The following is a 19,243-nucleotide window of genomic DNA, read 5'->3' as shown; positions in this document are numbered from 1 at the left end:
GTTTGATATCTAGTCTTCTTTTTTGATCTCATGATCTAGAGAACGAACAGATTCCGTGTCATTCTCTAATTCTGTTTCTTGTAATGGGTGATCAGAATTCGAAACTGTCTCCACTTCCACTTCAAGATCTTCTCTATCATCATAGTGATACTCTAACTCTACCATATCAGTTTCTTCGATAGTAGCCGCGGCTTCTTGATACGTATCGATTAAGTCTATTTCTTCCTTAGAAATGAGGATTTCTCTCTCTCCTAAAGAAAATTGATCTACCTCTTCTTGCAAAGTAAGTGCAATTTCTTGCAGTTCTGTTGCAGCAAGGTTCACTTGGTGGATGGCTTCTTTTTGGTGAATGCTTGAAGCGCTAACTTGTTCACTCGTAGCAACAGATTCTTCTGATATTGCACTTACTTCAAAGAGCTTTTCAGATAAGTTTTCATTAGCGGATTCAACCCGGCTGATCGCACTTTTTACTTGAGAGATTCTTCCGTTAATCTGTGATACATTTTGAATGATATTTGAGAAAGCTTTTTCTGTCTGTTGAACAGTTTCAACTTGATCAACACGATATTGTTCAAAGCGAACCGTTTCTTTTGATAACAGTTCCATCTGATTCGTCATCGACTTAACAAGCTGCTGAATTCTTAGAGCTTCGTTCTTAGAACGTTCTGCAAGCTTTCGAACTTCACTGGCAACGACTGAAAAGCCTCTGCCGGCTTCACCAGCTCTTGCGGATTCTATGGCTGCATTGAGCGCAAGAAGATCTGTACTTCCCGCTATCTCTTGAATCGTTTCAACAATGGAATTAATCTGTTTGGATTGTTTACTCGCATCTTGAATTTCTGAGATAAGACTTTGAGCTAATTCTAAAAAGTTCTCAGAGTGGGTATTTAGTTGATGAACGATACTCGATCCTGCTTTTCCATCGTTCTCAGCTCGAATAGCATCTGAAGCGATCTCATCACTGATCGAAGCCGTTTCTTTAATATATCCAGTCACATCAGAAAGGAGAAGAGTACATTCTTGCAGGTGATCAGCTTGACTTTGAGCTCCTGTTGCTACTTGTGAGATCGCTTCTGTCACTTCATCACTCTGTGCGGTAGTCTCTTCTGATACTGCTGCTAAGTTTTGAGATGAACTCGTAAGTTTTTCAGCCGCATCTTTTACTTCGTTCATTGATTTTTGCATTTTTTCAGCCATACGATTGAAGGTTTGAGCTAATTCTCCCATTTCATCCTTAGAATTAGTCTCTACGCGGTAAGACAGATCACCATCACCAATAATGGATGCGCCTTCTTTTAAAACAGAGATAGAAGATTGAATAGAGCGTAAAAGCCAAACACCGATCACGCTTAATATCGATAAGATTACGATACTTAATCCTATTAGACTGATCGTCAGCCAGAACTTAACAGATTTTTGACTTTTTATCAGTTCTGCGTTTTCTTTCTGCAAATTGCTTTCTGCATCTTTAGTTGATTGATCTACAACATTTGCGATCTTTTCAAAAGTTGAAATATCATCCCCGATTTTTTTTGTGATCGTTTGGATCGTATCTGCAGAGGTTGTATATTTTAATAAGTTTGATTTAAAAGTAGACAACTGATCGGCTGGCAGATTTTTTTCATCCAACATTTGATCAAACGTTTGAGCACTTTCTTTAAAGTTTTCAACAGTCGTGCTGTCATATTTAATATGTACTTCTTTTTCATACGTTTGCATCTGCAATAGTGTGATCAATAAAGTTTGGTCGTTCATCGCTTTTACAGAAGCATAAAAGTTGTTAGATGTCTCTGTCATCATCTGCTTTAACGCATTAAGTTGGGAAGTAAGACTTGTAGCTGAATTAAATGATGTTTGATAAGCAGACAAGTCTTTTTCTATTCCTTTTAATGAGGAACTATTCGTTTCCTTTGCTACTTTACTTGTTTCCTTCTGTAAGTCACTTAATGAAGTTAGCACCTTTTCTTTTGACTCTGTGCTAGGATCTCTTAAATATTCTTGTTCAAGTTTACGCACTTCATTAAATTTACTCTGAATATCATTACTAGAACGTAATGTTAGTTGTACTGAATCTCTTTCTTCTTCCATTTGGGTGTTCTGCCATAAAAATAATCCAATAAATGCAAGTAATAGTACCATTCCGGCTAAACTGATGAAAAGCATCAGTCGCACTCTTCTTCGTATCGACAAGTTCATATGAATTCCCCCCTGCCATTTTATCGGTCTTTTTTGAATTATTTTAAGTTTCAAAGTAAAAAGAATTGTATGTAAAACCAATTAACTTTACACCTGTCTTTACATGAGTTAGAAACAAGTTATAATGTTTGAGGGACATGTTTAACAGATTAGCTAAAGGAGTCTTTGTAAATGAGGGATTTTCTAAATAAAAAAGGGGTAAGTCTTTCACCCAAAACGTATTTTATTACGGGGTTTCAATATTTTGCACTAGGATTGATGGCTTCGCTTATCATAGGATTGATTCTTAAGACGATCGGTGAGCAACTCTCGCTGCCATTCTTTACAGATATGGGACAATTAGCGATGACTTTGATGGGTCCAGTGATTGGTACGGCTGTGGCGTACGGATTAAAGGCGCCTCCACTCGTCATATTTTCAGCGGGTATAGCGGGGGCAGCAGGAGCGGATCTTGGGAGTGTAGCCGGATGTTATGTCGCGTCGTTAATAGCTGTAGAAGTAGGAAAGTTAGTATCTGAAGAAACAAAGTTTGATATTCTAATTACGCCTGCAGTTACCATATTTACAGGTTTTACGATTGCTACATTTATTGGGCCAGGAATTGATCAATTCATGAAGGCGTTTGGCCAACTCGTTATGTGGTCGACTGATCAGCGTCCTTTAATTATGGGGATCTTAGTAGCTATATTGCTCGGATTTGCATTAACAGGTCCGATTTCATCAGCTGCAATAGCGATGATGCTTGGTCTTGAGGGGCTAGCGGCTGGTGCAGCAACGATTGGTTGTGCGGCACAAATGATTGGGTTTGCCACAAGTTCATACCGGGAAAATGGATTCGGAGGCTTTTTGACACAAGGAATCGGTACTTCTAAACTACAGTTTCCGAATGTAGTGAGAAATCCGTTTATCTTAATTCCGCCGACGGTTGCGGGGATTTTATTAGCTCCCATTGGAACACTTTATTTTCAAATGGAGAATATTCCAGCTGGAGCAGGGATGGGTACGAGTGGTCTGGTAGGGCAAATTATGACGCTCAGGACGATGGGCTTTACCTTTGAAACGTTTCTTGCTATATTTATTTTGCATTTTATAGGTCCAATTATCATTAGTCTGATACTTTCAGAATGGTTAAGAAAAAAAGGATATATTAAATTCGGCGATATGAAGCTGAATCAAAAAGGAGACGATCATAATGGAAAACATGAAATCGATCGAACAATTTAAAGAAGTAATCAAAAAGGACGTTACGATAGCAGTTTTTTCTGCAGACTGGTGCCCAGATTGTGTAGTAATCAAACCGATCCTGCCCGAGATTGAAGAAGAATATTCTAACTATCAATTTGTTTACGTAGATCGTGACGAACTGATTGAACTTTGTCAAGAGCTTGATATCTTTGGAATTCCTAGCTTCCTGGCATTTAAAGACGGCGAAGAGATCGGCCGTTATGTGAATAAAGAGAGAAAGACGAAAGAGCAGATTGTTGCCTTTTTAGAAGAGCTTAACATTCCTTCAAAATAGGTCAAAAGAGTATGTTATAATAACAAAAATGATTTTTTATCTGAAGGGAAGTATTTTTGATGGCTAAAGTTGAAGTAAACCACAGCAAATATGAAGGGATTCGTTTTGACATCCAAGATGAGAACGTAATCCTTGTTGATATATTAGAAACCATTCCATATGAGTATGTAGGAAAAGATACGATGGTAACCATTCCTACAACTGAATTTACATCTGTATGTCCATGGTCAGGTCTTCCGGATTTTGCTGATATTATCATCAGCTATATTCCAAATGAAGATCTTGTAGAAATGAAGTCTTTAAAGTATTACCTCACTTCATATCGTAACGTTGGAATCTACCAAGAGCATGCTACAAATCGTATTTTGGAAGATCTAGTAAAACTACTTAAGCCAAAGTACATTAAAGTAGTTGGAAACTGGAACGCCCGTGGCGGACTAGGAACAGAAGTAGTAGTAGAATATAAAGAAGAGAACAGCAAGTAAGTGAACAAAAACCTCCATTAGGAGGTTTTTCACGTTACGTGTAACCTGTTGTTTTGGAAAGGAGGATTCATAGGTGAGCAGTACCATTAAACTAAAGAAAACACTACAAGAGAAATTGATGAGTCCAACCCGAGAATTTTCATACGATAGAGAAGAGGAAACGCTTCGGATTACAAATAAGGAAACAGGTAAAGGTGTAACCTTATCACTTGGCGGGCTTAGTGCGCGCTGGTCAAAAGAAAAAGATGAGCTTATCGATAAACTGGTGTATTACGTAGAAGAAGGATTGAATGCCGCTTCTCATGAAGGCAAGCTTTCAAATACTTTATCACGCATCTTTCCAGTTATTCGTTCTGCATCCTTTCCTATGGAAACGTCAGAAGGAGAAGAACTTTTTTATCAAGAGCACACAGCAGAGACTAGGATATATTATGCTTTAGACCTAGGCAAAACCTATAAGCTTCTTACGAATAATAAGATGAGGGAGTTAAAGGTTGAAGAGTCTCAAATACTTGATACGGCAAAGTTCAATGTAAAGCGTTTATCAACAGATCATAAAGAAGATCAAGTTGCAGGAAATACGTTCTTCTTTTTAAACCATAACGATGGATACGATGCGAGCAGAATTCTAAACATTGCTTTCTTAGAAGAGATGAAGAAGAAAACCTCTGGAGAAATGGCAGTAGCTATACCACATCAGGATGTGTTGATCGTTGCAGATATAAAGAATAAGCAAGGATACGATATCTTGGCTCAGATGGCGATGCAATTTTTTATGAACGGACGAGTGCCGATCACTGCTTTACCGTTTATGTATGACAACAAAGAGTTAGAACCTATCTTTATTTTAGCCAAGAATAGACCAATAGAAGAAGAAACAACAGATTGATTGATAATAAAAGCCGCTAGATCATCTAGTGGTTTTTATTTCTTATCTTTTAACATGCATGTGCTATAGATGAATATTTATACTATTGTTTCTCTTCTATTTTCGCTACAATAAAGAAACAACCAACAGAAATAGGTGAGAAGATGAGTTGGATAAAAAAATTAATGAACACGTTTTTTGACGATGAAAATGAAGATGATTCCTTCTATGAGGAAGAGAGAACTAAAAGCCAGGAGTCTGTAAAAAAACAGCAATCGCCTGAAAAGATGGAAAATAATCAGAAGGCGAAACCAGCTCCTTTTGCAAGCAATGGAAGAAAACCGTCTCCATCAAATATTCAGCATCCTGCGAAAATGCTGCACAAGTATCCCGAGAATGCACCATTTCGTTTTCCTGTGATCCCTGATGAAAAAACGGTAAAACCAACTGCGCAAAGACATACATATCAGCAGAAAGAGACACACTCGTATAAAGATCCTGTTAGGGAAGAAAAGTCATACAGAGAAGAACGTCCTGTTCGTGAGCAACGTACTCATCAAAATGAGAATAGAAGACCTAAAGGGAAGTCTTCAGGCTTTAACCAAGAACCAAAACGGCAAGCGTTCAAGGCTTCAAACGTTCCTTCACCTGTTTATGGATACGAAAGAAGAAATAAAAGTGATGCACAGATTAAGCCAGAACAAAAGGAAGCGACTCCTGAGGTGAAATCGAGGTTTACACCAACAGATGTTCCATCCCCTGTTTACGGATATGGAAAGAGAAAGCCTGAAGGCATTTTGTTCATCGGCAGAGATATACCTGAAAAGGATTCTGTGACTGAAGAACTTTTAAAGTCTGTTGAAGAAGTTTTACCTGCTGCAACAACAGAAAGTTCAACGATTTCTCAAGAGCAAGAGATTGTAAGTGAGGCTTCTCATATTCAGAATGCAAGCAATAGCATCGTTGATCAAACCCAAATACAAGTCGTAGAAGAAGTAATAGATACTAATCAGGAGTTAGTAGAAGAAGAACAGCATATTGATTCTCTTGAAATGATTGTTGAACCCGATATTGTCTTTGTATCAGAGGAGAATCACGAGGTTCACAATTTGAGTGTAGAGAAACAAAACCAAATCAGTGAACCTGTTGATGTGTCTGAAGTTGCTGAAAAAGGCACGGAAAGACCTGAAACACAGCCGGTTCAAGAGATAACTCCTAGTATAGTACAAGAAAAGCAGGAGCAAGAACATGTAGTTAATGAACAAACACAGCCGAAGAAGGAAACCCCAAAAAGTGGCGGTCAATTCGTTCCTTTTAATGTGTTGATGCTAAAAAAAGACAGAAAGTCACTAACTCGTCCTGTTTCCACACCAAGAATTCAAAAGTCAGAGGGCAGACAAGGAACAAGAACTGAGTTAAACATCCATCAAAGAGCTGAAGCTGTAAATAACCAGTTGTTTGTACCACTGTCATTACTAAATAAAGCTAAGGTTTCGCTCGAAGATGATGATCTTTGGTTAAACGAACAAAAGAACACACTTCAATCAACACTGGATAACTTTAATGTGAATGCAAAAGTAGTTCACATGACAAAAGGTCCTGCAGTTACACGTTTTGAAGTTCAGCCTGCACCAGGCGTAAAGGTAAACAAAATCACTAACCTTACAGATGATATAAAACTTAGCCTGGCTGCTCGTGACATTAGGATTGAAGCACCGATTCCAGGAAAGAATGCAATTGGCATAGAAGTGCCGAACCAGCATAGCAGAGCGGTTTATTTACGTGAGATCATTGAAGATGATGTGTTTAAGGATTCAGCATCTTCCTTAACTGTGGCTCTCGGATTAGATATTTCAGGAGCACCTGTAGTGACAGATCTTCAAAAGATGCCTCACGGACTAATAGCAGGAGCGACAGGATCAGGAAAGAGCGTTTGTATCAACTCTATACTTGTAAGCTTGCTTTATAAAGCAAAGCCCGAAGATGTGAGATTGCTTCTGGTCGACCCTAAAATGGTCGAGCTTGCACCATACAATCACATCCCGCACCTAGTGACCCCTGTTATCACAGATGCAAAAGAAGCAACGGCTGCTTTAAAATGGGCGGTCGAAGAAATGGAACGTCGTTACGAAGAGTTTGCAAAAACAGGTGTACGAGAGATAAAGCGTTACAATCAAAAGATGGAAGAAGAGCAGCATTATAAAAACAAGATGCCGTATATTGTTGTGGTAATCGATGAGTTGGCTGACCTGATGATGGTTTCACCGCAAGAAGTTGAAGAAGCGATCTGCCGAATTGCTCAGAAAGCAAGAGCATGTGGTATCCATCTTCTACTTGCGACACAGCGGCCATCAGTAGATGTTATCACAGGACTGATCAAAGCCAATGTACCAACTCGTACAGCATTCGCAGTTTCGTCCGCGATCGATTCACGGACCATTCTAGATATGAGTGGTGCAGAACGATTATTAGGACGAGGCGATATGCTCTTTATGGAGAACGGCTCGAACAAAGCGGTGCGTATTCAAGGAACGTTCGTATCTGATGAAGAAATTGAAGAAGTAACACGTTACGTAAAAGAAGAGTATCAAACAGAATATCTTTTTACTCGTGAAGAACTGATTCAGCATCAGCAAACAACAGAAGTAGAAGACGAACTTTTTGAAGAAGCTTGTTATTATGTTATCGAAGTAGGTGCAGCATCCTCTTCTAGCTTGCAGCGCAGGTTTAGGATTGGTTACAACCGTGCAGCAAGATTAGTAGACATGATGGAAAGCTTCGGCCTCGTCTCTGAAACGATGGGAAGTAAACCAAGACACGTTCTTCTTACACAAGAAGAACTAGAGAATCGATTATATAGCGGTGTTGAGTAAGAAATTGTTAGGAAAGAGCTGATTGAGGGGGACGCCTTACATCGGCTCTTTCTTTTTATAAGCAGATTGACTTAGTCTGCAAATTAACAGAAAGTAAGGATATCGGCAAAAATAAAATAATATCGGCAAGAAACAGATTATATCGGAGAAAAAAAGCTTTTTATCGGCAAGTTTCCGATTATATCAGCAAATTTGACATATTATAATTTTTTTACGCTTTCTCGATAAGGATCGCAGCTAACTATCAAATGATTTTCTTGAGTTATTGTGCCTTGTTCGCTATTATAGTGTGGGGAATAGTTCCCTTTCTTTTATACCTTGGAATAAGTCATGAGGAGTAAATTAATGAAAGAGATAGAATTAAAGCTGCAAGGAAAAATCAAGCGGCTCACGAATAAAACATTTAAATTCGATGAACGGATCAGGGAAGGTTGGTTCTCTGCTGTTTATTTTCTTAAAACATGTGAGATTGTAGAATCGTTCAAACCAGATAATATCGTCACGATGCAGTTCTTTCAAAAGAGTGACGCCGTCTTATGCGGTTCGGATGAAGCGATCGCTCTTATTAAAACGTTTGCTAAGGATGTAGATTCTTTAGAGATTCATTCTTTAAAAGATGGAGATAAGATCTCTCCGTTCGAAACGGTCTTAACGATCAAGGGCCCTTATCAAAACTTTGGTTTCTTAGAAGGAATGATAGATGGAATTCTAGCCAGAAGAACGTCGGTTGCTACGAATGTTTATAATGTTGTTAAAGCAGCTAGTAAATCTGGTGTTCAGAAGCCGGTCATCTTTATGGGAGACCGAGACGACCATTTTGCACAGCAAGCTGGAGATGGTTATGCATCTTATATTGGTGGTTCAACCGCTCAGGCTACGCATGCGATGAATGAATGGTGGGGCAAAAAAGGGATGGGCACGATGCCACATGCTCTGATTCAAATCTTTAATGGGGATATTGTAGAAGCTACGAAAGCTTATCACGCGAAATACCCTGAAGACGATCTTATCTCACTTGTTGACTATAACAACGATGTGATTACAGATGCTTTAAAAGTAGCGAGAGAGTTTGGAGAGACTTTAAAAGGGGTAAGGGTTGATACTTCACGAACGATGGTCGATCAATATTTCTTTAGAAACCCTGATGTACTAGGCTCGTTTGATCCGAGGGGTGTGAATCCAGAACTGATCTTTGCACTTCGAAAAGCGCTGGATGAAGAAGGCTTCCAACATGTTAAAATCGTTGTCAGCGGTGGATTTAAAAAAGAAAGAATCGAGCAGTTTGAAGAACAAAAAGTGCCTGTAGATATTTATGGGGTAGGCAGCAATCTATTAAAGATCAATATTGGATTTACCGGTGATAACGTTATGATGCATGAACAGCACCAAGCAAAAGCAGGAAGAATCTATCGCCATAATCCAAGACTAGAGCTAGTGGAATAACTGCTATTATTATTTTGGAAAAGTTGGGAAAAATAGATAAAAAGCTCTATTAGACTTTTATCATTTGTCTATCATGGTGAACGGACAACAACTTTGCTATAATGATTCAAGTATTCCGAATCAAGCCTGACTGTGCATAAATAACCGTTTCAGACAGCAGGCATATAATAATACAAATAGGCCTTTTAGAAGGTGTTCTTTTTGTGGAGGGCTATACATGACAAAATACCATTTTATTGGAATTAAAGGGACAGGAATGAGCCCGTTGGCACAAATTCTTCATGACAATGGTCATGATGTTCAAGGTTCTGATATTGAACAATTCATCTTTACTCAGACAGCACTTGAAGAAAAAAACATCCCTGTGTTACCGTTTGACAAGAACAACGTTGCAGAGGGTCAAACGATTATCGCAGGTAATGCTTTTGGCGAACAGCATGAAGAGATTCAAGCTGCAAATGAGAAAAATATTCCTATTCATAGATATCACCATTTCCTTGGAGAGTATCTATCTAACTTTACATCGATTGCAGTGACCGGATCACACGGAAAAACGTCAACAACAGGTTTATTAGCCCATGTTGTTGGTGCTGCTAAGCCTACTTCTTATCTAATCGGTGATGGAACCGGCAAAGGTAGCAAGGGTAGCGAATACTTCGTGTTTGAAGCATGTGAGTATCGCAGACATTTCTTATCTTACAATCCGGACTACGCGATTATCACAAACATTGATTTTGATCATCCTGACTATTTTTCTGATTTAAAAGATGTAATCAGTGCATTCCAAGCGATGGCGATGCAGGTGAAAAAGGCGATCATCGCATGTGGTGATGATGCAAACCTTCAAGAGATTCATGCACAAGTGCCCGTCGTATTCTATGGCTTTGGTGATCATAATGATTTCCAAGCTAAGAATGTTAATCGTGGTGATGAAGGAACAACGTTTGATGTATTTGTTCGCAACACGTTTTATGGAACATTCCAGATTCCTGGATATGGTACACACAACGTACTGAACGCACTGGCTGTCATTGCGATCTGTCATTATGAAACATTACCGATGGATATTATTAAAGAGCAATTGAAGAGCTTTACTGGTGTTAAAAGAAGATTCTCTGAAAAATCAGTAGGAGATCAAATCTTGATCGATGACTATGCTCATCATCCTACTGAGATTAAAGTAACGATTGAAGCAACTAAGTATAAGTACAAAAATCGTGAAGTGGTAGCGATCTTCCAACCACATACATTTACACGAACAAAGACGTTCTTAGACGAATTTGCAGCTGCACTAAGTGAAGCGGATCATGTTTACCTCTGCGACATTTTTGGTTCTGCAAGAGAGAATGCTGGAAATCTATCAATTGAGAATTTGATAGAGAAAATTCCAAACGCACAATTCATTACTGAAGATAAAGTGGATGTACTAAAAAAATACAAAGACGGTGTTTTATTATTCATGGGTGCTGGAGATATTCAAAAGTTCCAAAGAGCATACGAAGAAACACTGACTGCAAAACCATAATAAAAAAGACTTGCCGGCCGGCAAGTCTTTTTTTAGACTGTTTTCTAAAAGATTGTTGCTTTTAGTAGTTCTCGCAAGGCATGCGAGGGGCGCCACCGCATGCACCCAGTTAACTCATCTAAGAATTATTTTAAATTCTCAGGGTTTAATTGCTCTAATTCAGGCAGAACGAAAACACCATCTTTACGGATCAACACATCGTCAAAGAAAATTTCCCCGCCGCCGTAATCAGGACGCTGGATCATGACCATATCCCAATGGATGTTTGATTCATTTCCGTTATACGCTTCTTCATACGCTTGACCAGGCGTAAAGTGGAAGCTGCCGTCGATCTTCTCATCGAAAAGAATATCTTTCATCGGATGCTTGATGAACGGGTTAACACCGATCGCAAATTCACCTACATAGCGAGAACCTTCATCCGTATCGAAAATCTTGTTGATGCGTTCTGAGTCGTTTGCTGTCGCTTTTACAATCTTACCGTTTTCAAACGTCAACTGTACATTTTCAAACGTAAAGCCGTTATATGGAGATGGCGTGTTATACGAAATCGTTCCGTTAACGGAGTCTTTTACTGGAGCTGTGAACACTTCGCCATCTGGAATGTTGTTTTGTCCTGAACATTTAATGGATGGAATATCTTTGATCGAGAACGATAGATCAGTTCCTGGCCCTGTTATGCGAACTTTATCCGTCTTATCCATCAGATCTTTTAGTGCAGTCATCGCTTCATCCATTTTTCCATAGTCTAGGTTACATACTTCAAAATAGAAGTCTTCGAAAGCTTCTGTACTCATGCTAGCAGATTGTGCCATAGATGCGTTCGGATAACGAAGCACACACCATTTCGTCTTTTTGATACGAATCTTACGGTGCATCGCAAAGATCGTTTTTTCATAAAGTGCCATCTTCTCGGAAGGAACATCAGACATTTCGTTGATGTTGTCACCTGAACGAAGACCGATATAAGCATCCATCTGGTTCATAAGATCACCTTCGTGCTTCGCGATCATTTCCATCTGTTCTTCAGTTGCTTGTGTGTATTGAGCGCGCATTACAGAATGGTCTTTTAGTAAAACGAATGGAAAACCGCCAGCAGCATATGCTTCTTGAACAAGTGCGTTCACGAGTTCTTTTTGCAGTCCAAAGTTTTCGATTAATACTTTCTCACCTTTTTGCAGGTTTACTGAATATGTAATCAAGTTTTTTGCTAGTTGTTGAATTCTTGGATCTCTCATGTTGAAGATGCCCCCTATATATTTGATATCTTCTTTATTTTAACTTAATTTAAACAATTTGTAATGTTCTATAAAAGGATTTTAATGAAGTGGTAAAGAATACTATTAAAAAACACGTTTCCTTTGATAAAAACTCGGGAAAAAGCAATAATATACTTTCAGGAGGTGTCTCGAATAATGGATATCATTATCTCAATCAGTGTAGCATTAGTCGCAGTTGCATTTGTTGTACTCGTTTATTTTTTATCAGGGGCTTTAAAATCTCTACAAATTACCCTCAATCATGTCGCGGTAACGCTAGAAAGTCTAGAGAAGCAATTAGATGGCGTAACGCGCGAGACAACCGATTTGTTACATAAAACAAACCAGTTAGCCGAGGATGTTCAAAAGAAATCTGATTCACTTAACAACGTGTTCTCTGCAGTTCAAGATTTCGGTCAATCCGTACAAAAGGTGAACCAATCTGTCCGCAAAGTAACAGACCAGATTACGGTTGAAACAGAGCGACAGTCTAAGCAAATATCGCAAGCGGTTCAATGGGGAAATGCAGCATTGAATTTATGGGAAAAATACAAACTCAAAAAATCCAATGTTGAAACAACACAAAGACAATATTCCAGAGGAGGAGTGTAAATGAGCAACAACAACAATCAAAACATTGACAGCAAAGATTTTATTATCGGTGCTCTTGTTGGTGGTATGTTAGGGGCTGCAGCAGCGCTTTTATTAGCGCCTAAAGCAGGAAAGGAATTGCGAAGCGATCTGAATGAACAAGCTGTCTATCTAAAGGATAAAAGTAATGAGATCTCTCATTTGGCTCGTGAAAAATCCTCAAACATTGTTAAGACAGTATCAGAACAGTCGAATCAAGTTGCAACAAAGGTAAAAGATCTTACTTCAAACCTTCGTAAAGACATCGATAAATGGCGTGCGAAAGAGGAAGAAAACGCGTCTGAACTGTATGGTGAAATTACAGACGATATCCAAGATGAAGGTAAATTAGACTACGATCCTGCTAATGAGCAAGAATTAGTCGAGCAAAAATATTGATAAGTAATGTGTGAATATGAAAAGATAAGAAAAAGAACTTGTTTCTTTTTCTTTTCTTTTTATGATGGAGGTAGAAATCAATATGTCACTTATTCAACTACAGAACGAACAAGATTGGAATCTAGTCAAAGAACAAAGAAACCGCATTATTTTGATGAAGAACAGTACAACATGTCCTGTGAGTCATGAAGCTTTTAAAGAATTTCAAAAGTTTGCAGCAGATAACGAGAACGAAACATTGTATTATTTGAACGTTCAAGATTCAAGGTCATTAAGCAATGCGATTGCAGAGCAAACAGGAGTGAAGCACGAATCTCCTCAAGTATTAATCTTCGATGGAGATAATGTGGTTTGGCATGATTCTCATTGGAACATCACAAATAAAAAGCTTGCACAAGCGAATGAAAAAACAAAAGCGTAGCAGAAATGCTACGCTTTTTTCTTCGTTTTTAAACAAGTATTTCAAATTTTAATAACAGTTTATCACCTGTATGAATCTCAGTTTGAAAGCCTGCCTTTTCATCATTCTTTAAAAGAATCAAGCTCTCACCCGGCTTTGGTTGGAGTATTAGTTCAACTTCTGTAAACACATCCTGAAAAATAAACGGTTGTTGCTCTGTCTTTTTCATCAAAAGCCTTTCCTGGTGATACAGAACAGAATCCAAACAAAGCTTTTCCTTTTCCCGATAAAAGGTATAGAGTGGCCGGATAAGAGTTAGTTCTTCATCGTTAAAAATAACCGTACATGATTGATGCAGATTTACGTCTAGAGCATCCGTTACATGTTTTAAAGTTACTTGCTCTTCTTCAGTACGCTGATATTCTAATCGATCTCCATCATGCCATAATGTGTTCAGATTAACTCTTTGCTCGTTCAGATACACCGAATCAGTGAGTTTTGTTGGAATGGAAAGAGGCTTACCATCTACAAAAATAGTAAAATGCGACCGTTTTGTTTCGCTGTTCCATTCTTTTAGATCAAATATATCTGTAAGGGTAGAAGGGAAACGATAATAGCAATCATCTCTATCTTTTATTAACGTATCTGCACATACACGCTGTTCATTAATAAAATAATGAGTTTCGAACGTCTCAGCTTTACCGTTCACCCATAACGTATTCGCAGTATGATCGTCATAAGCTTCTTTAATGGAAACCTCTGCATCCTCGCCGTTTCGTCCGAATTCATAATGAATCGTAGCACCCTCTAAGATTTCATCTGACAGCGTGCATGTAACGCCATTCATCTTGATGGAAGGAGCTGAACCGATCTTTCCTTTAAACATCTTTACTTTACCATTCAACCGAACCATCAATCCCATTCCAGGTTTACCGTAAAGTTTCGAAAGATCGGCTCCTCCAGCAATCAAGGCATCACCGATCGTAAGTCTTTTCACTTGAAATAAACGTATTGTCTTTCCATTCACAGATACGGTTACATATTTAACTGGATTTTCTTTAGCCGCAATACCGATACCTACAGGTGTTACGAGTTCAGGACCTTCTTCTTTTAATGTAGGGATCAAGGATTGGATAGCGTTTAGCCCTCGAATCGCTACGCGTTCGATAGGCAGATTTAGTTTTTCAGCCACTTTCTCACGTAATTGAGGTGTTAGACTGCCTCCTCCCACAAGCATGATCGCCTGAGGGGCTTTGGCGTTCAACCGAAGAATTTCCTTCGTAATTCCATCTGCTAAACTTTCTATGGAATATTCGATTATCGAGATGACTTCAGATGTGTTTTTTTGTGATGGGAACCCTAAGATGTCAGTATAGGTTACAACTGTTTCTGTTGTTAAAGATCGTTTAAGCTGCTCAGCTACTGGAAAATCTAACAAAAAAGCAGAACTGATGGCTTCCGTAATTTCATCTCCTGCGACCGGAACCATTCCATACGCAATAACTGTCCCTTGTGCGGTAATCGCGATATCTGAAGTACCTGCTCCAATGTCAACGAGAGCTACATTTAACTTACGCATAGAAGGCGGAATCAGCACATTGATGGCTGCGATTGGTTCTAGCGTTAGAGCTTCCATTTCAAGCCCAGCTTCGTCTAGTGCTTTCATTAAGGAATCTACAACCACTCGCGGTAAGAAGGTAGCGATAACCTCTACACTAGCTCTGTTTCCTTGCTGACCGATAAAGCTCCCGATCTCCTGCTCGTCGAGGTAATAATGCAGAACAGAATATCCAACGCAATCGTAGAGTAAATTTGAGTTCTCATCTAATAGGCTCGCTAACTGGTATTGAGCCTGTTGGACTGCTGCAAGTTCCATATGGATCACTTCTTCATGTGAAGTGATATCACCAAGTGAAAGATCTTTTTCTGAACGGCCGTTCACGGTCTTAAGAGCTCGTCCTGCTGCCGCAACACAAACTTTAGTAAGCGAACCGACTTCAAGTTCGAGCTGATTTTTTATCGTTTTGATCACTTTAGCGACAGCAGGTATATGATGGATCTGCCCATCAAGCATAGAACGCTCTTCATGTTCGATCATTTTATTATGTAAAATCTCATACTTTCCGTTTTCATGTTGTTTCAAAATCATACCGACAACGGAACGTGTTCCGATATCTAGTGCGAATAAAAGATTTTTGTCCACGAAGGCACCTCTTTTTGTTACGATAGATGTATAGGTAGTCTTATAAGTTGATTAGAAAACGTCCCAATTATTAGAAATGTATCATATTTCTTACATTATATAAATACTGAGGTGCTCATATATGAATCATCTAGAGTTAAACACGTTACGGTCCGAGCTTGATGTTGTAAATAAAGAATTGTTAGCGTTAATCAACAAACGAGGTGAGCTTGTTCAGAGAATCGGTAAGATTAAATCCGATCAAGGTATGAAGAAGTACGATCCTGTTAGAGAAAGACACATGTTAGATCTCGTTTCTTCAGAGAACCAAGGACCCTTTGAAACGAGTACACTTCACCATCTATTTAAAGAAATTTTTAAAGCTGGACTGGAATTACAAGAAGTGAATAACAAAAAAGAGCTTCTTGTCTCGAGAAAACAAAGACCTGAAGATACGGTTATTTCTGTTAAAGGTCTGGAGATCGGAAACGGAAACCCCATTTTAATTGCTGGACCGTGTGCTGTAGAGAGTTATGAACAAACAGCTTCAGTCGCAGAAGCTGTTACGAAGAATGGTGTGAAGTTGTTACGAGGCGGAGCGTTCAAACCTCGAACGTCACCTTATGATTTCCAAGGTTTAGGCGTGGAAGGACTTAAGATTCTTAAAAAAGTGGCAGATGAATACAATTGTGCGGTAATCAGTGAAATCGTCCATCCCCAAGACCTTGATATGGCATGTGAGTATTTAGACATCATTCAAATTGGTGCTAGAAACATGCAGAACTATGAGTTGTTAAAAGCAGCTGGAAGGCTCAATAAGCCTGTATTATTAAAAAGAGGACTTGCAGCAACACTTGATGAGTTCATCAACTCAGCTGAATATATCATGTCACAAGGAAATGGGCAGATCATCCTTTGTGAAAGAGGTATTCGAACGTATGAACGAGCAACACGAAACACGTTGGATATTACAGCGGTGCCCATTTTAAAACAAGAAACACACCTGCCTGTGTTTGTAGATGTCACCCATTCAACAGGGAGAAAAGATCTCCTCCTTCCAGCTGCAAAGGCGGCTTTTGCAATCGGTGCAGATGGGGTGATGGCAGAAGTACATCCAGATCCAGCCGTAGCTTTGTCGGATGCTGCACAGCAGATGAACATCGAAGAATTTCAAAGATTTGTTGAAGAACTTGTTTCTTCTCGTTTTCTTAAACTAAATCAGATGGTTTAATTAATAGAGAACCGGTCAGCTTTTGTGATAAACGCTGCCGGTTTTTTTGTATATCAATAACCACTCTTAAAAAGTGTATGATTCTGCCTATTTTCGCCAAAAATAAGTAAAATAGGTGCATTTTATTTTATTCTCTTTTTAATGTATGAATAAATGGTGAAACATGTCTCTATTCGTTGCCTACTTTACTACTTTATCGTATGATAATAGCATTACATAGCTGTCGGATATGCAGTATATAAGGAGGATTTTTTTTGAATACAACAATTTATGATGTAGCTCGTGAGGCAGGTGTCTCAATGGCAACGGTTTCTCGTGTTGTTAACGGAAACCCAAACGTCAAGCCATCTACTAGAAAAAAAGTACTAGAAGCGATCGAAAGGTTAGGTTACCGCCCGAATGCAGTAGCTCGAGGACTAGCAAGCAAGAAAACAACAACGGTCGGCGTTATCATTCCGGATATCTCTAGCATCTTTTTTGCGGAACTCGCTCGTGGTATTGAAGATATTGCCACCATGTACAAATACAACATCATCCTTTGTAACTCTGATCAGAACAAGGATAAAGAGATCCATCTGTTAAACACTTTACTCGGTAAGCAGGTGGATGGAATTGTATTCATGGGTGGAAAGATTACAGAAGAGCATGTAGAAGAATTCAAACGCGCAGCTGTTCCAATCGTTATGGCAGCTACAGTTGATATGAACGAGGAAGTCCCTTCTGTAAACATCGACTATCAAAATGCTGTTTATGAAGCCGTTTCTCACTTGCTTGAAAAAGGTCATTCTTCTGTTGCGATGGTAACAGGACCACTAGAAGACCCGATCAACGGCTATTACAAGTTCAATGGTTACCGTAAAGCGTTAGAAGAACAAGGTAAGAAGGTTGACGAGAGTCAAGTATTCGTTGGTGAATACACATATGATTCTGGTATCGAAGCGATTGAAAGCTTCTTAGACAGTGGAAACAAACCTTCAGCTGTTTTTGTAGGTACGGATGAAATGGCATTAGGTGTGATTCACGGTGCACAAGACCGAGGTTTGAGCGTGCCGGAAGATCTTGAAGTAATCGGATTCGATAACACAAGACTTGCTACGATGGTTCGTCCAACATTATCAACAGTCGTTCAACCGATGTATGATATCGGAGCGGTAGCGATGCGCTTGTTAACTAAATTGATGAACAAAGAAACGGTTGAAGAACATACGGTAGTATTGCCTCATCGTATTCAATTCAGAGATTCTACAAAACAATAACGAAGTGTTGAGGTGGGCGAAGTGAGAATTGGCATCATCGGTGCGATGGACGAAGAAATCGTCTATATGAAAGAAGCACTGGATATCTATGGGGAAAGTGTTTTTGCTCAAAATAAATTTTATGAAGGCACACATCATAACAAAGAGATCGTTTTATGTAAGTCTGGCGTAGGGAAAGTTAACGCAGCGATTACCACTCAGATTCTTATCGATCGCTTTCAAGTCACTCATGTTCTTTTCACAGGAGTAGCAGGTGCACTTGATCCTGAACTGGAAGTAGGAGACATTGTGATTTCATCAAGTGCGATGCAGCACGATATGGATGCCTCTGCATTGAGTCCTGATTTTCCAAAAGGAACGATTCCGATGTTTGCGTTTGATTCTGAGTTTAGAGCAGATGCCCAGCTAGTAAAACTGGCAGAAACAGCAGCAGAAAGATTACAAGGACCGAAAGTGAAGATCGGCAAAGTACTGAGCGGTGACCAGTTTATCGCTGATCGAGAACTGGTTGAAGTCTATTCTGCTCTTTTCAACGGAACTTGTATCGAAATGGAAGGATCAGCAGTGGCACAGGCTTCATTCTTAAATGAAGTACCATTCGTGATCATCCGCTCGATCTCTGATAAAGCAAACGGTGAAGCACCCGCTAGCTTTACTGAATTTACAGCATTAGCTGCACGCCGTTCTTCAGATATGGTAGAAACGATTATAGAATCATTATAGAAAATGTTTTTTGGAGAACTGACCCCGTCAATGGAGGGGTCAGTTTTTTTTGGTTATAGGTTTAGGGTTTGTCGAAAAGTGGTTAAAAATTTTTATCCGTGAAATTATTCTACATTACCGTGAAATTAATTCTATTTACCGTGGATATATTTTCGATTACCGTGAAATTATGAACATGCACATTAAAATGCTGTCTTCTACAGCTATTTTTAGACGTAAAAACATAGAAAAAGAGGACTAAACGATATAGTCCT

17 protein-coding genes are annotated in these 19,243 nt (G+C 39.1%); 14 read left to right on the top strand and 3 right to left on the bottom strand.

Going from position 1 to position 19,243, the window contains the following annotated elements:
* Positions 1-9: 9 nt before the first annotated feature.
* Positions 10-2,196 (bottom strand): methyl-accepting chemotaxis protein, encoded by a 2,187-nt coding sequence (locus ACNJYY_RS16020; RefSeq protein ID WP_416729268.1) that lies wholly within the window; start codon positions 2,194-2,196, stop codon positions 10-12.
* 171 nt (positions 2,197-2,367) lie between these two features.
* Between ACNJYY_RS16020 and ACNJYY_RS16015 the strand changes: the two genes are divergently transcribed.
* From ACNJYY_RS16015 to murC, 7 genes are all read left to right on the top strand, one after another.
* On the top strand, positions 2,368-3,420 hold the full coding sequence (locus ACNJYY_RS16015; RefSeq protein WP_416729267.1) for a PTS transporter subunit IIC: 1,053 nt from the start codon (positions 2,368-2,370) through the stop codon (positions 3,418-3,420).
* Positions 3,389-3,715 (top strand): thioredoxin family protein, encoded by a 327-nt coding sequence (locus ACNJYY_RS16010; RefSeq protein WP_416729266.1) that lies wholly within the window; start codon positions 3,389-3,391, stop codon positions 3,713-3,715. The genes ACNJYY_RS16015 and ACNJYY_RS16010 overlap by 32 nt, the downstream gene beginning before the upstream one ends.
* 59 nt (positions 3,716-3,774) lie before the next feature.
* Entirely contained in the window at positions 3,775-4,200 is a 426-nt protein-coding gene (queF, locus tag ACNJYY_RS16005) for a preQ(1) synthase (RefSeq protein WP_066396893.1), read from the top strand.
* 73 nt (positions 4,201-4,273) lie between these two features.
* On the top strand, positions 4,274-5,089 hold the full coding sequence (locus ACNJYY_RS16000) for a DUF1444 family protein (protein ID WP_416729265.1): 816 nt from the start codon (positions 4,274-4,276) through the stop codon (positions 5,087-5,089).
* A 143-nt stretch (positions 5,090-5,232) separates the two neighbouring features.
* Entirely contained in the window at positions 5,233-7,941 is a 2,709-nt protein-coding gene (locus ACNJYY_RS15995; RefSeq protein WP_416729264.1) for a DNA translocase FtsK, read from the top strand.
* A 345-nt stretch (positions 7,942-8,286) separates the two neighbouring features.
* Positions 8,287-9,384, top strand: a complete 1,098-nt coding sequence (locus tag ACNJYY_RS15990; protein ID WP_416729263.1) for a nicotinate phosphoribosyltransferase — start codon at positions 8,287-8,289, stop codon at positions 9,382-9,384.
* A 217-nt stretch (positions 9,385-9,601) separates the two neighbouring features.
* Positions 9,602-10,909 carry a UDP-N-acetylmuramate--L-alanine ligase gene (murC, locus tag ACNJYY_RS15985; RefSeq protein ID WP_416729262.1) on the top strand — a complete coding sequence of 436 codons (1,308 nt, stop codon included), beginning with the start codon at positions 9,602-9,604 and terminating at the stop codon, positions 10,907-10,909.
* 125 nt (positions 10,910-11,034) lie between these two features.
* On the opposite strand, the gene ACNJYY_RS15980 is transcribed toward murC, so the two are convergent.
* Positions 11,035-12,147 carry an aminopeptidase gene (locus tag ACNJYY_RS15980; protein WP_416729261.1) on the bottom strand — a complete coding sequence of 371 codons (1,113 nt, stop codon included), beginning with the start codon at positions 12,145-12,147 and terminating at the stop codon, positions 11,035-11,037.
* A gap of 177 nt (positions 12,148-12,324) precedes the next feature.
* On the opposite strand from ACNJYY_RS15980, the gene ACNJYY_RS15975 reads away from it, so the two are divergent.
* The 3 genes from ACNJYY_RS15975 to ytxJ all read left to right on the top strand — a co-directional run bounded on the left by ACNJYY_RS15975 (position 12,325) and on the right by ytxJ (position 13,618).
* Positions 12,325-12,780, top strand: coding sequence for a DUF948 domain-containing protein (locus ACNJYY_RS15975; protein WP_066396872.1), 456 nt, complete (start codon positions 12,325-12,327; stop codon positions 12,778-12,780).
* Positions 12,781-13,197, top strand: coding sequence for a YtxH domain-containing protein (locus ACNJYY_RS15970; RefSeq protein WP_191751970.1), 417 nt, complete (start codon positions 12,781-12,783; stop codon positions 13,195-13,197).
* 82 nt (positions 13,198-13,279) lie between these two features.
* Positions 13,280-13,618 carry a bacillithiol system redox-active protein YtxJ gene (ytxJ, locus tag ACNJYY_RS15965; protein ID WP_416729260.1) on the top strand — a complete coding sequence of 113 codons (339 nt, stop codon included), beginning with the start codon at positions 13,280-13,282 and terminating at the stop codon, positions 13,616-13,618.
* 28 nt (positions 13,619-13,646) lie between these two features.
* Here ytxJ and ACNJYY_RS15960 read toward each other — a convergent pair whose 3' ends face one another.
* Positions 13,647-15,800 carry a cell division protein FtsA gene (locus ACNJYY_RS15960; protein WP_416729259.1) on the bottom strand — a complete coding sequence of 718 codons (2,154 nt, stop codon included), beginning with the start codon at positions 15,798-15,800 and terminating at the stop codon, positions 13,647-13,649.
* Between the two features lie 121 nt (positions 15,801-15,921).
* Here ACNJYY_RS15960 and ACNJYY_RS15955 point away from each other — a divergent pair, with 121 nt between their 5' ends.
* The 4 genes from ACNJYY_RS15955 (at position 15,922) to ACNJYY_RS15940 (ending at position 19,230) form a co-directional block, all read left to right on the top strand.
* The gene (locus ACNJYY_RS15955; RefSeq protein WP_416729258.1) at positions 15,922-17,010 is read left to right on the top strand and encodes a bifunctional 3-deoxy-7-phosphoheptulonate synthase/chorismate mutase; all 1,089 of its coding nucleotides are present in this window, start codon (positions 15,922-15,924) and stop codon (positions 17,008-17,010) included.
* A 254-nt stretch (positions 17,011-17,264) separates the two neighbouring features.
* Positions 17,265-18,266, top strand: coding sequence for a catabolite control protein A (gene ccpA, locus ACNJYY_RS15950; RefSeq protein ID WP_416729257.1), 1,002 nt, complete (start codon positions 17,265-17,267; stop codon positions 18,264-18,266).
* Between the two features lie 21 nt (positions 18,267-18,287).
* The gene (locus ACNJYY_RS15945; RefSeq protein WP_416729256.1) at positions 18,288-18,989 is read left to right on the top strand and encodes a 5'-methylthioadenosine/adenosylhomocysteine nucleosidase; all 702 of its coding nucleotides are present in this window, start codon (positions 18,288-18,290) and stop codon (positions 18,987-18,989) included.
* A 49-nt stretch (positions 18,990-19,038) separates the two neighbouring features.
* Positions 19,039-19,230 carry a hypothetical protein gene (locus tag ACNJYY_RS15940; RefSeq protein WP_416729255.1) on the top strand — a complete coding sequence of 64 codons (192 nt, stop codon included), beginning with the start codon at positions 19,039-19,041 and terminating at the stop codon, positions 19,228-19,230.
* Positions 19,231-19,243: the final 13 nt, after the last annotated feature.

It is taken from the genome of Fictibacillus tiangongensis (assembly GCF_048083785.1).
GTDB lineage: Bacteria > Bacillota > Bacilli > Bacillales > Fictibacillaceae > Fictibacillus.
This window is presented reverse-complemented; position numbering and strand designations above follow the sequence as displayed.

Excerpts from the sequence above, each read along its gene's own strand:
- ACNJYY_RS15970 (WP_191751970.1), top strand. The coding sequence starts at position 12,781 with ATGAGCAACAACAACAATCAAAACATTGACAGCAAAGATTTTATTATC.
- ACNJYY_RS15990 (WP_416729263.1), top strand. The coding sequence starts at position 8,287 with ATGAAAGAGATAGAATTAAAGCTGCAAGGAAAAATCAAGCGGCTCACG.
- ACNJYY_RS16010 (WP_416729266.1), top strand. The coding sequence starts at position 3,389 with ATGGAAAACATGAAATCGATCGAACAATTTAAAGAAGTAATCAAAAAG.
- ACNJYY_RS15955 (WP_416729258.1), top strand. The coding sequence starts at position 15,922 with ATGAATCATCTAGAGTTAAACACGTTACGGTCCGAGCTTGATGTTGTA.
- murC (WP_416729262.1), top strand. The coding sequence starts at position 9,602 with ATGACAAAATACCATTTTATTGGAATTAAAGGGACAGGAATGAGCCCG.
- ACNJYY_RS15980 (WP_416729261.1), bottom strand. The coding sequence starts at position 12,147 with ATGAGAGATCCAAGAATTCAACAACTAGCAAAAAACTTGATTACATAT.
- ACNJYY_RS15975 (WP_066396872.1), top strand. The coding sequence starts at position 12,325 with ATGGATATCATTATCTCAATCAGTGTAGCATTAGTCGCAGTTGCATTT.
- queF (WP_066396893.1), top strand. The coding sequence starts at position 3,775 with ATGGCTAAAGTTGAAGTAAACCACAGCAAATATGAAGGGATTCGTTTT.
- ACNJYY_RS16015 (WP_416729267.1), top strand. The coding sequence starts at position 2,368 with ATGAGGGATTTTCTAAATAAAAAAGGGGTAAGTCTTTCACCCAAAACG.
- ytxJ (WP_416729260.1), top strand. The coding sequence starts at position 13,280 with ATGTCACTTATTCAACTACAGAACGAACAAGATTGGAATCTAGTCAAA.
- ACNJYY_RS15995 (WP_416729264.1), top strand. The coding sequence starts at position 5,233 with ATGAGTTGGATAAAAAAATTAATGAACACGTTTTTTGACGATGAAAAT.
- ACNJYY_RS16020 (WP_416729268.1), bottom strand. The coding sequence starts at position 2,196 with ATGAACTTGTCGATACGAAGAAGAGTGCGACTGATGCTTTTCATCAGT.